This is a genomic window from Marinobacter halotolerans, assembly GCF_008795985.1.
GTDB lineage: Bacteria > Pseudomonadota > Gammaproteobacteria > Pseudomonadales > Oleiphilaceae > Marinobacter > Marinobacter halotolerans.
Map to the genome: position 1 here is coordinate 1,212,674 of NZ_VMHP01000002.1, position 11,482 is coordinate 1,224,155.

General features: G+C 56.8%; 10 protein-coding genes and 1 tRNA gene. 6 read left to right on the plus strand and 5 right to left on the minus strand.

The window, feature by feature from the left end:
• Positions 1-27: 27 nt before the first annotated feature.
• Entirely contained in the window at positions 28-672 is a 645-nt protein-coding gene (locus tag FPL19_RS15930; RefSeq protein ID WP_150913942.1) for an arylesterase, read from the plus strand.
• A gap of 13 nt (positions 673-685) precedes the next feature.
• On the opposite strand, the gene FPL19_RS15935 is transcribed toward FPL19_RS15930, so the two are convergent.
• Positions 686-1,684, minus strand: a complete 999-nt coding sequence (locus tag FPL19_RS15935; RefSeq protein WP_150913944.1) for a YheT family hydrolase — start codon at positions 1,682-1,684, stop codon at positions 686-688.
• A 40-nt stretch (positions 1,685-1,724) separates the two neighbouring features.
• On the opposite strand from FPL19_RS15935, the gene FPL19_RS15940 reads away from it, so the two are divergent.
• Positions 1,725-1,800: transfer RNA gene (locus FPL19_RS15940), tRNA-Asn, on the plus strand.
• A gap of 22 nt (positions 1,801-1,822) precedes the next feature.
• Here the strand turns inward: FPL19_RS15940 and FPL19_RS15945 are convergent.
• The gene (locus tag FPL19_RS15945) at positions 1,823-3,115 is read right to left on the minus strand and encodes a M18 family aminopeptidase (protein ID WP_150913946.1); all 1,293 of its coding nucleotides are present in this window, start codon (positions 3,113-3,115) and stop codon (positions 1,823-1,825) included.
• Between the two features lie 76 nt (positions 3,116-3,191).
• Between FPL19_RS15945 and FPL19_RS15950 the strand changes: the two genes are divergently transcribed.
• A complete protein-coding gene (locus FPL19_RS15950; RefSeq protein ID WP_150913948.1) occupies positions 3,192-3,671 on the plus strand; it encodes a hypothetical protein in 480 nt (159 codons plus the stop codon).
• A gap of 100 nt (positions 3,672-3,771) precedes the next feature.
• The gene (locus tag FPL19_RS15955) at positions 3,772-4,374 is read left to right on the plus strand and encodes an outer membrane beta-barrel protein (protein WP_150913950.1); all 603 of its coding nucleotides are present in this window, start codon (positions 3,772-3,774) and stop codon (positions 4,372-4,374) included.
• A gap of 12 nt (positions 4,375-4,386) precedes the next feature.
• Here the strand turns inward: FPL19_RS15955 and rlmKL are convergent, their stop codons facing one another.
• Positions 4,387-6,567 (minus strand): bifunctional 23S rRNA (guanine(2069)-N(7))-methyltransferase RlmK/23S rRNA (guanine(2445)-N(2))-methyltransferase RlmL, encoded by a 2,181-nt coding sequence (rlmKL, locus tag FPL19_RS15960; RefSeq protein WP_150913952.1) that lies wholly within the window; start codon positions 6,565-6,567, stop codon positions 4,387-4,389.
• A 314-nt stretch (positions 6,568-6,881) separates the two neighbouring features.
• Here rlmKL and rmf point away from each other — a divergent pair, with 314 nt between their 5' ends.
• Complete coding sequence (gene rmf, locus FPL19_RS15965; RefSeq protein WP_150913955.1) at positions 6,882-7,091, plus strand: ribosome modulation factor; 210 nt, start codon at positions 6,882-6,884, stop codon at positions 7,089-7,091.
• 161 nt (positions 7,092-7,252) lie between these two features.
• Here rmf and FPL19_RS15970 read toward each other — a convergent pair whose 3' ends face one another.
• Positions 7,253-8,278 (minus strand): quinone-dependent dihydroorotate dehydrogenase, encoded by a 1,026-nt coding sequence (locus FPL19_RS15970; protein ID WP_150913956.1) that lies wholly within the window; start codon positions 8,276-8,278, stop codon positions 7,253-7,255.
• 405 nt (positions 8,279-8,683) lie between these two features.
• Between FPL19_RS15970 and FPL19_RS15975 the strand changes: the two genes are divergently transcribed.
• Positions 8,684-9,847 (plus strand): cation diffusion facilitator family transporter, encoded by a 1,164-nt coding sequence (locus FPL19_RS15975; RefSeq protein WP_150913958.1) that lies wholly within the window; start codon positions 8,684-8,686, stop codon positions 9,845-9,847.
• A gap of 20 nt (positions 9,848-9,867) precedes the next feature.
• Here FPL19_RS15975 and FPL19_RS15980 read toward each other — a convergent pair whose 3' ends face one another.
• Entirely contained in the window at positions 9,868-11,367 is a 1,500-nt protein-coding gene (locus FPL19_RS15980) for a RimK family protein (RefSeq protein ID WP_150913960.1), read from the minus strand.
• Positions 11,368-11,482 lie beyond the last annotated feature (115 nt).

Sequence of the window (11,482 nt, forward strand, 5' to 3'; positions counted from 1 at the left end):
TTGCTTGATTTAATAAACAGGATCTCTATGGATACGGCATTCCGACGTCTGAGATCAATAGTTTTCATCGCTTTAATCTTTGTGGTTGCGCCGGTTTCCGGCAATGGGACCAGTTCCGACAAGCACCTGCTGATTATGGGTGACAGCCTGAGCGCCGCTTACGGCGTGCAAACCGAGGAGGCCTGGGTAACCCTACTCAGACAGCGGCTCGACAACCGCGGATTCACGGGCTGGGAAGTGATCAACGCCAGTATCAGCGGCGAGACCACCGACGGCGGCCTCAGACGTCTGCCTGAACTGCTGAACCGCCACCAGCCAGAGATCGTGATGATTGAGTTAGGTGGCAACGACGGGCTGCGGGGTTTTCCACCGCAGGTCATACGCCAGAATCTGGCGAGCATGATCGAACAGTCCCAACAGGCCGGAGCCAATGTGCTCGTGGTGGGCATGCAGATACCCCCAAATTACGGCCAGCGCTACACCGAGGCGTTCGCCAACATATTCCCGGAGCTGGCTGAACAGTACGACACTCGATTGGTACCCTTCTTCCTGGCGAATATCTACGATAAAAAAGGCTTGATGCAGGACGATGACATCCATCCTACGGCTGAAGCCCAGGGCCAGCTTCTGGACAATGTCTGGCCGGTGCTTGAGCCCATGTTGACGGAATGACCGGGCCCACAGGTCAGGCCAGAAGGCGGGAAAAGTGCTCGATGGCGCGACGTTCGGACCAGTAATAGCCGTCTTTCGCCTGCTCTACAAAACCCACATGCCCGCCCCACCTCGGAAATTCGGCGCGGGTGTGTCTGCCCAGCAAATCAGGGTCCGTCGGAAAACACCGTGCTGAGAGAAAGGGGTCGTCGCTGGCATTCACCATCAATGCGGGTACGCGGATGTCTTTCAGGCGCCACAGCGCAGAACAGCTGTTCCAGTAATCCTGGGCATCGTGAAAGCCATGCAGTGGCGCGGTGAAGCGGTCATCGAACTCGTGGAAGGTCTGTATCCGGTCGAAGCCAGTGGTATCGATCAGATCCGGGAATCGCCGGGACTTCTCTTCCATTTTTACCTGTAAATCCCGTAGAAACCGCTGCATATAGATTTTGCGGCTGGGCCTGGCCAGGGTATCGGCACTGCCAGCCAGGTCGCAGGGGACGGAGAACGCAATACCACCGCACACCCGACTGTCTATCGTCTCCGACTGCTCGGCCAGGTACAGAAGCGTGAGATTGCCCCCCATACTGAACCCCGCCAGGCCAACGGTCTGATAACCCTGAGACAGACCGTGTCTGACTACCTGGTCAAGATCGCCAGTGGCCCCACTGTGGTAGAAACGTGGCTGGTGGTTCATTACTCCGCCACAGGAGCGGAAATTCCAGGCTAACACGTCCCATCCCTCCCGCAGGAGCGCACGGGCCAGGCCCTGGATATAGGGCCGCCGGCTATGGCCTTCCAGACCATGGGACAGAATTGCCAGACGCGAACTGCCCTGGCGGTACCAATCCAGATGCAGTTCGTCGCTGTCGTCGGTGGGCAGGATCTCCCGCTCCGGCAACGTCACGTCCACAGTCCGGAAGAGCGATGGCCAGATCGACTGAACGTGTCCGTTGCGGAGCCAGAGCGGGGGTTTGTATTCGAGTGCCTGGTTGTACAAAATTTCGCCTTTCAATTCATGGTCTTGACGCATTCGCGGAAAGACCCTAATATGCGCGCCATTCCAGCTTTGTTCCCCGATAGCTCAGTTGGTAGAGCAACGGACTGTTAATCCGTTTGTCGCTGGTTCGAGCCCAGCTCGGGGAGCCACTTCCTCTTCAGCCTGCCTTTTCTAGAAAAGCATTTTCCTCTGCATGAATGCCCGCAGTACCTGATAAAGCGTAACGCCATCTTTTGCGCCCGCCGTCTCCCGAATGGAATGCATGGCAAGTTGCGGTACACCGATATCCAGCGTTGTCACACCCAGGTTAGCCGCAGTCAGTGGGCCAATCGTGCTGCCACAACCCATATCGCTACGCACCACAAAGGTCTGGTACGGCAGTTCAAGCTCGTCACTGATATGTCGGTAAATCGCCGCTGAACGGCTGTTACTGGCGTAGCGCTGATTGTGGTTGACCTTGATCACCGGTCCCTGATTCAACAAAGGCCCGTGGTTTTCATCGTGTTTTTCGATGTAGTTCGGGTGAACGCCGTGGGCATTGTCCGCTGAAATCATCATTGAGCGAGCCAGTGAACGTCCACGCCCGGCGCCGCACCAGCGATCCAGCACCGACGCCAGGAACGGCCCCTGGGCACCTTCGGCAGACATGCTGCCCACTTCCTCGTGATCGTTGCACACCAGCAGCGCGGGTTCGTCGCCGGAGGCATCCAGCAGCGCCCGCAGGCCGACAAAGCAGCTCAGCAGGTTATCCAGCCGTGCCGACGCAATGAAATCCTCGCAGAATCCCACCAGTGCCGCCGGCTGTGAATCGTAGAACCCGACCTCGTACCCCAACACTTTTTTGACGTGGACGCCAGAGTGTTCAGTTTCGATCTGTTTTTTCAGCAAATCAGCAAACTGCGTGGTATCGCCTTCTGGAACCTGCATGAGGACCGGCGGCATATCGGTCTGGGGATTAACCGTACGGCTGCTGTTGGCCTCCCGGTCCAGGTGAATGGCCAGGCTGGGTATGGCGGCTATCGCTCTGCGAAAATCCACCAGTGCATCTTTGACTGCTCCGTCACCGTCCAGATAACTGACACGACCCGCCAGCGACAGATCCCGGTCAAACCAGGGGTTAAGCAGAACACCGCCGTACACTTCCACTCCGAGCTGCAGATAACCTTTGCGGCGCAGCTCCGGGTTGGGCTTTACCTTCAGACACGGGCTGTCGGTGTGGGCGCCAACCATACGAATGCCGGCCTCATCTGTAGGGCGTCGTCCGGTGCGGAAGGCAACAATGGAGGAGCCGTTACGGATCACGTAGTAGCCCTTGCCCGACTCCAGGTTCCACTCTTCTTTTTCGTCCAGTGCCTCAAAACCGGCGCTGTCCAGTTCCTGCTTCATGCTGGCAACGGCGTGCCAGGGCGAAGTTGAAGCGTTAAGAAATTCGATCAGTTGTTGATTAAAATCCGCGTATTCCATGATGCCCCTGATAGACTGATTTTAGCAGCGCCAGTATGGCATGATGGCGCCTTCGGTCCTACCTGGAGAGCCTACTTTGCCTGAACCGCGATTTCTCGATATCGAGTACTGCCAGACTGAAGACGCCCTGTTTCCCGTGGCAATGGCCTGGTCGGTAGAAAATGGCCAGATGAAAACCGTGGTGATCGCACCCGATGACGCCTGGATACCCGACGACGGTGACCTGGGGGATTTTGACCTGCTCTACCTGGAAGAACAGGGCGTGCCACTGATCGAGATTGTTCACGAGCTTCACCAGGACCTGCCAGACCAGACTGTCTATGTGGATGGCATGGACCCGGACGAAGTCCTTGTCGATATGATCTTCGACGCCGTGGGCTCCGATGTTCCTTTCGAGATTGTCGGCATCGAATCCTTGGTCACGTCTCTGTCCCGGGAAGCGCTGGATGACCGCCGACGGAAGCTACTGACTGATGAGGGCCTGGAGCCACAACTGCCGGAAAACGGCGTTTACGCTCTGCTACTTATCGCCCGGGAAGAAGGTTTCTTCAACTGACCCGGAGCCTGCCCCGGCGAACTGTGACTTGTGTCGACGTAACAATCAGTTACAGAAGGCAGAATCATGCGGAATCTCAAACCTCAGGAACCGCATGATCATGAATTTTCCGCTGCGAATGTCCCTTGTACTGGCACTGCTTCCAGCAACCCTGCTCGCGCCCCAGTCCACCAGCGCCCAGGAAGAGATGCGGGAAGGTAAAACCTATATCGGCCTGATGGGCACCCGGCTCAACTACCGCTCGGTAGACGAGGAGCTTCTGGGCCAGGGTTGGTCATCCATGGCCGCGCTGGTTCTGGGCACGCACGTATCGGAATATTTCCACGCCGAATTGAGGGGCGGCAGCGGCCTGGCCGCCGGCACGATAGACGACCAGCTCGAAGTAAATATCGAGTATTTCGTCAGCTGGTATTTTGGCGGCCACTACCCAATCAGCAGTTATGCCAACATCTACGGCCAGTTCGGTTTAACGCACCTGCAGGGAGAAGCAGAACTGGTTCCAGGCGCTCAGGGACAAGCCTACGCGGAAATCGCGCGGAAGGAATACCCGGGCAGTTCATTCTCCACCAGCTGGCTGGCCGGCCTGGATTTCGAGGTCGTCGATGACGGCTTTGTATTCCTCGAAGCGGGCAAGTTCTTCGAGGACACTGACAGCAACTCCAACGTGTTCCAGTACAGCTTTGGCCTGAAATACGAATTCTGAGGCGCTTTCGCCTCAGATCTTGTGCCTGATATGCCAGCAACGATGAATCCGGGCATTACGTTGGAAATCCCGATCCAGGGTGTCGGCGCTGACTTCTTCAACCGCAAACTCATCCCCGATATCATCGTCCAGTTTGAACCGCCGAAAATTGTTGGAGAAGATCAGGATCCCTTCTGAGGTAAGCCGATGCATGGCCTGACGAATCATCCGTCCGTGATCTTTCTGGATATCCAATACGCCCGCCATCCGCGCGGAATTCGAGAAAGTCGGCGGGTCCATGAAGATCAGGTCGAACCGTTGGTCCTTGGCCGGCCGGTCCGCCAGCCATTGCAGACAGTCCGTCTGTTCTACCCGATGATGGGCCGGGTCAACGCCATTGATGGCCAGATTTTCCTGCGCCCACTTCACGTAAGTGTTGGACATATCCAGACTCAGTGAACGACTGGCGCCGCCGACAGCAGCATGAACAGTTGCCGCCCCGGTGTAGCAGAACAGGTTGAGAAAACGCTTGCCCGCCGCATTACGCTGTATCCAGTGGCGCACCGGGCGATGATCCAGAAACAGCCCGGTGTCCAGATAGTCCTTCAGATTTACCCTTAGTGCACAGCCATGCTCATGTACGGTGAAGAACTCGCCGCTGGCTTCCTGCTTTTCATACTGGCTGAGTCCCGCCTGGCGCTGACGCTGCTTGCAGACCATGTCCTCGGCGTCTATTCCTAGCGCCTCCGGAATCACCGCCAGCGCTTCGGCCAGCCGTTCCCGGGCAGACCGCTCGTCGACGGATTTGGGCGCCACGTATTCCTGCACATGTACCCGGCCTTCGTAGATATCAATCGCCAGCGCAAATTCCGGCATATCGGCATCGTACAGGCGATAGCACCCAATATTCTGCTTGCGCGCCCACTGCCCAATGGTTTTCATGTTCTTTTTCAGACGATTGCGCAACATGGCTGCGCGTTCCTGATGGGTGATGCGCGGTGTGACCTCCCCCGGCACGTCCGGCGCACGGGACGTTCGGGTACTCGCCTCGTCCACCGTAAACAGCAGAAGCTGGGCCGGCAATTTGCCGTTGTACAGTCGGTACTGTTTATAACTGCGCAGCCCCAAGGATTTGCCATATTCAGGGGCTCCGGTGAAAACACCAAGTCGCCAGCCGGGCAAGGCCCGTTTGACCGCTTCACCAAGGGATTGATAGAGCGCCCCCAGTTGCTTGCGCTCGCTCAAACGCTCGCCGTAGGGCGGGTTAACCAGCACCAGGCCGGGCGCCTCGCCTGAAGCGTCAGGAAGCGCTTCGATGTCGCGCTGCTCCAGAGTAATCTGCTCACCCAGTCCGGCCCGCTGGACATTGTTGCGGGCGGTGGCAATCACCCGAGGGTCCTGATCCGACCCCATAAATCTGATTGGCTGCTGACTGACCCGCTGCCTGCCGTCATGGGCGCGTTTTTCCGCCTCCTGCCTCAGGCCCAGCCAGAGCTCTGCATCGTGTCCGGGCCAGCGGGTAAAGCCCCAGCGCTCACGCTTCCGACCGGGTGCCAGATCCATAGCCATCATCGCCGCTTCAATCACCAGGGTTCCGGAGCCGCACATCGGATCAAGGAAATCTCCCCCGGCACCGGCAATCGCCGGCCAGCCGGCTCTCAGCAACAACGCTGCTGCCAGGTTTTCCTTTAGCGGCGCTGCGCCCTTTTCGGTGCGGTATCCGCGCTTGTGCAGGCTGTCTCCGCTCAGATCAATGCCCACCGACAGGATGCCCCGGTGCAGACGCGCTGAGACAGTCACGTCGGGATCCTTGGCATCGACGGATGGTCGCTGTCCGCTGGCCGTCCTGAGCCGATCCACAATGCCGTCCTTCACCCGTTGGGCGCCGAACTGGGTGTTGCGGATCTCGTCATTCTGTCCGACAAAATTCACCCTCAAACTGCCAGTCACCGGCACATGATCCTCCCAGGGCAAATCGGTCACTGCGCCGAGCATACGGTCTGCGGAGGTAGCGTCCACATCCGCCAGATGCAGAATCACGCGATTCGCCAGCCGGGACCAGAGACAGGCGCGATACCCCGCCTCCAATGAACCGTTCGCCCAGACGCCAGCAGGGGCGTTGCGCAGGGGCTCCATGCCAAACGACTGCAATTCCTCTTCCAGAAGATACTCCAGCCCCTTGGGACAGGTTACGAAAAAATTAAGTTCGGACACGGGTATCTCCTGAAAACATCAACAACGCTAACGTCATGGAATGGTACATTTTCTGATAATTGGCGGGCGTTTTTATACCTCATGGTGATAAAAACGCGAAATATAGATGAAATAATTAGTGTACAAGTTCGTCAGCTTCGTCTTACCTTGTAAGTGACGCGTCGTTCCGGTGAGCCATTTGTTCACCGTTAACAGGATCCTGACTGCTCTGGTCGCAAGTGACAATAGCGGGTTACCCCGGAAGGGTGTCCCCGGTCACTGGTCACGGCAGGTGCGCACACGCATGTTCTGTTAATCAATCAGTGAGGAACGGCATGAAAAGACAGAAAAGAGATATGTACGCTCGTGCATTCAAACGGGGTTACCTGGCCGGAGTATCCGGTAAAGCCAAGGACAGTTGCCCGTTGGATCAAGCTGAACACCGCCAGGAATGGCTGAACGGGTGGCGAGAAGGTCGCACAGATCAATGGGAGGGCATGACCGGCGTATCCGGCATTCACAGGATGGCCAACGTCACGGCCTGACATACCCCGAATCTTGACTCTGATCTTTTAATCCAAACACGACAATCAGGCGCAATAACGAAAAAACCGAGACGGGTCCTCCTGACCCGTACCATTCGACAAAACGCCACGGGGTTTATTCCCCGCACGGGCCCGCTACGCGGGCCCATTTTTTTGCCCGGCTAGCCTTCCTTCAATGCCCTGATGGCCTCGACCGACTCTCTGATCAACGCCGGGCCCCGGTAAATAAAGCCGGTGTAAAGCTGCACCAGGCTCGCGCCGGCGCGAATCTTCTCAGCGGCGCTGTTACCGTCGGTGACACCCCCTACCCCGATGATGGGTACCGCCTCACCCAGTTCAGCATGTAGCAACCCGATAACGTGGGTAGATGCATCACGGACCGGCAGGCCGCTCAGGCCACCCGCTTCATCGGCGTGCCGGTGCCCCGAAACCGCCTCGCGGCTGATGGTGGTGTTGGTGGCAATTACCCCGTCCATGGCACTTTCTCTCAGAGCGGCAGCCACAAACTTCACGGCCTCGTCATCCATATCCGGTGCAATTTTGACCGCTATGGGCACGTAACGGCCGGTTTCCTTCTGGCACCGCGACTGCTCATCCTTGATCGCAAACATCAGGCCCTTCAGCGAATCCCCAAACTGCAGGTCGCGAAGGCCCGGCGTGTTCGGGGAGGATACATTTACTGTGATGTAGTCCGCCTGTGGATAGACCGCTGCAATGCCCTTGCGATAATCGGACTCGGATTCTTCATTAGGCGTTGCTTTATTCTTGCCGACGTTAATGCCCAGTACACCGGAGTAGCGCCGGTGCTTTACCCGGTCCAGCAGATGCTCAAGCCCGTGATTGTTGAACCCCATCCGGTTAATGATGGCTTGATGCTCTTCCAGGCGGAACATCCGTGGCCGCGGATTGCCGGGCTGGGCAACCGGAGTCACCGTACCCACTTCGATAAAGCCGAAGCCCAGAGCGCCCAGGGCATCCAGATGGTCAGCATTTTTATCCAGACCCGCCGCGAGACCCACGGGATTGGGGAATTCCAGCCCCATTACCCTGACCGGCAGATCGCCAGGCCGGCGAACCAGCTTATCAAGCAGGCCGAGCTTCTGGACCAGATCAAGCCCGGACAGGGATAGATCGTGAGCGGTTTCTGGCGGCAGGCGAAACAGCAGGTTTCGCATAAGCTGATACATAAAATGCCTCGCTGACTGGAACGAGGCGGAGTATACCGAATCTTTTACAGCGCATCTTCCTAGAGAACGAATGTGACGGTGAAATGTCTGTTCCATGAAGGTGTTGTGATCTTTTCCACGGAATCTGTGGATAACCCTGTTGAAAATTGCGGGGCAACGCTGTCCAACCCTTGATATCCGCGCCAGTCTACAGATTGATTATTTTTTAACCAGTTATTTTTTCATTTATTATCAGTAGCTTATAAAGTGTTTGCCGAAAATTGTCGCGAAAATGACACAAACAGTTACGTCAGGGCGCAACCTCCAGCATGTGCATAAATCGCACAATGCCTGTTCGTTGATCCTTTTGGTAACACCCAGGAAAATAGGGGCTATACTGATTCTCAAATTCCGCGAGACTTTTTAATGAATAACCCCCTGACCCCGCCCTCCGATCGTCAGAGTCAGCTCAGTGTAGAGCGGTCAGAAGCAACCAGAATCACCGTAGTAGGAATGATACTCGATGCGTTTCTTGGTGTCCTTAAGGTTATTACGGGCCTGTTTTTTCACTCCCAGGCGCTGATTGTCGACGGCATACATTCCTTCAGCGATGTCGCTTCCGATCTGGTCGTCATTGGCGTAATGCGAATGTCCCGCCAGGAACCGGATCAGGATCACCCTTACGGCCACCAAAGAATCGAAACCCTCGGCACCATGATCCTGGGCAGCATACTGATTGCCGTTGGCGCCGCCCTGGCCTGGGACAACACCCTGCGCCTGCTGAACCCCGCCGCAGCGATCCTTCCAGAATGGCCCATCCTGGTGGCTGCCTTGATCTCCGTATTGAGCAAGGAATGGATCTACCGATACACCCGGCGGGTGGGGCTGGCGATCCGTTCCGATCTGATCGTCGCCAATGCCTGGCACAGCCGCACGGATGCTTTTTCCTCCGTTGTGGTTCTGGCATCAACCGCCGGCGCCATGATGGGCTACCTCTGGCTGGATATTCTGGCGGCTATCATTATCTCGATAATAATCGTGCATATTGGCTGGAAATTTACCTGGGACAGCGTGAAAGAACTGGTGGACACCGGTCTCTCCCCGGAAGAAACGGAACTTTTGCGGAATACCGCCATGACCATCGAAGGCGTCCGGGATGTGCATGAATTGCGCAGCCGACGCATGGGACAGGACATCCTGCTGGATATTCATCTGGTGGTACGACCCGAAATCAGCGTTTCCGAGGGCCACCAGATCGGCATGAACGTCGCCGCTGCTATGCGGGGCGCCATGGACAACATTCTGGACATCAACTTCCATGTGGATGCCGAGCGGGATGACGATCAGGCACCAACGTCAGAGGAATTACCAGATCGCGAAAAAGTACGGCAGGTACTTCAGAAACAGCTGCCGGTGGACCTGCCGCCCAACAGCCGGATTCGACTGCACTACCTGAAAAATCACGTTCACATGGAACTATTTCTGGAGGCTGATCAGGAACACCAGTTACCGGATGCCCCCACCCTCAATCAGCGAATGCAGGACTACACCTGGTTTGGCAGCCTGCGTATCTGGTATTCCCGATCCTGAGCGCGGAACGATTCCGGCGCTTAACGGCGCCGGTTGGCCTCCATGCGGGACAAAAATTCCTGCATGATCAGGGTGTAAAGCTCGCCGCCAAGGAATCCGTCTTCCACATCTGAATCAATGCTCGGGTTGTCATTCACTTCGATCACCGCCACGCGATTGCCTGACTGTTTGATGTCCACGCCGTAAAGCCCGTTACCGATCAGCCTGGTCGCATTCAGAGCGGCCTGAATCACATTCTTCGGCACCTCGTAGGTCGGCATGGTTTCAAAACCGCCGCTGTCCACTTCAGTGCCGCCATGCTGGTAAATCTGCCAGTGGCCTTTAACCATGAAGTACTTGCAGGCGTAGATGGCCCGTCCACCCAGTACGCCAATACGCCAGTCGTAATCGGTGTAAAGATATTCCTGGGCCAGCACCAGTGCCGACTGTTTGAACAGGGCCTTCAGCCCGTCTTTCAGAGACTTTTCGTCTTCGGCTTTGGTCACGCCGCGGGAAAAGGCGCCATCTGGAATCTTGATGACTGCCGGGAAGCCGATCTCGCGAATCACCTGTTCGGCGCTGTCCTTCTGGTCCTTCGACAGAATCAGGGTTTTCGGCGTGGGCACCTTGTTGTTCTTCAGCAAATCCGCCAGGAAGACCTTGTTGGTGCAACGCAGAATGGAAACCGGGTCATCAATCACCACCATACCTTCGGCCTCCGCCTTACGGGCGAAGCGGTAGGTGTGATGGTCAATGGCTGTGGTCTCACGAATAAACAGGCCGTCGTATTCCGGCAGGCGCATGTAGTCCCGACGGTTGATCTGCTCAACATTGATACCCAGTTTGCGCCCCGCTTTTTCGAAGCGGTCCAGAGCCACCTTGTCGCTGGGCGGCATTTCCTCTTCCGGGTTGACCAGCATGGCCAGGTCGAAGCGATAGCGGCGGCGAGCCCTTGGCTTGCGCCACACCATGCTGCTGAAACGGTCGAAGGCTGCCGCAAAGTGATCCTGCTCTTCGCCCTTCAAATCCGCGGGGCAGCCTGGTTTCATGGAAACGATCTGCCAGGTTTTGCGACGACGGAAAACGATCTCGAGAACCGGACAGGGAAAACGATCAAAAAGCGCCCGGGCGACCGGCTTGAGCTCGGAGGTTTCGGCCTGGCCAAAATAGGTCTTGATTCTGACTTCGTGGGTGGCCTGTTTGTCGTCCTTGTCCGGACTGATCTCGGCGCCGGATGCTTCCAGCCACTGCAGCACGCTATCGTCCAGTTCTTCCAGCTGAAGCGAGAACAGCCCCTTCCGGCTCAGGTCGTTCAGCGTCATGACAGAAGGAACCACGTTGTGTCCCCGGGCCTCTGCAAGCAAAGAACAGTAGTAGCCGCGGCTCAGATAGCGAGCGCTCTGGCACAGGTTGATCACCCGGGTGCGGCTGTTGGGAGAGACGGACAACTGGAGGTACTGATCAAAGGTCAGCACATCCTCGCTCGGATAGTAAGGCGCCCAGTCTTTCTCTCGGTCTACTACAATCAGTAATCGGGACATCAGTGGTGTTCCTTCCTTGATAATGGTCGCAACAATAGCCCGTAAATCAGTAACTCACAACGATGCACCGGTGCGTGTTTCTACTCACGCCGGCGGATCTTGCGCATCTGCAGGA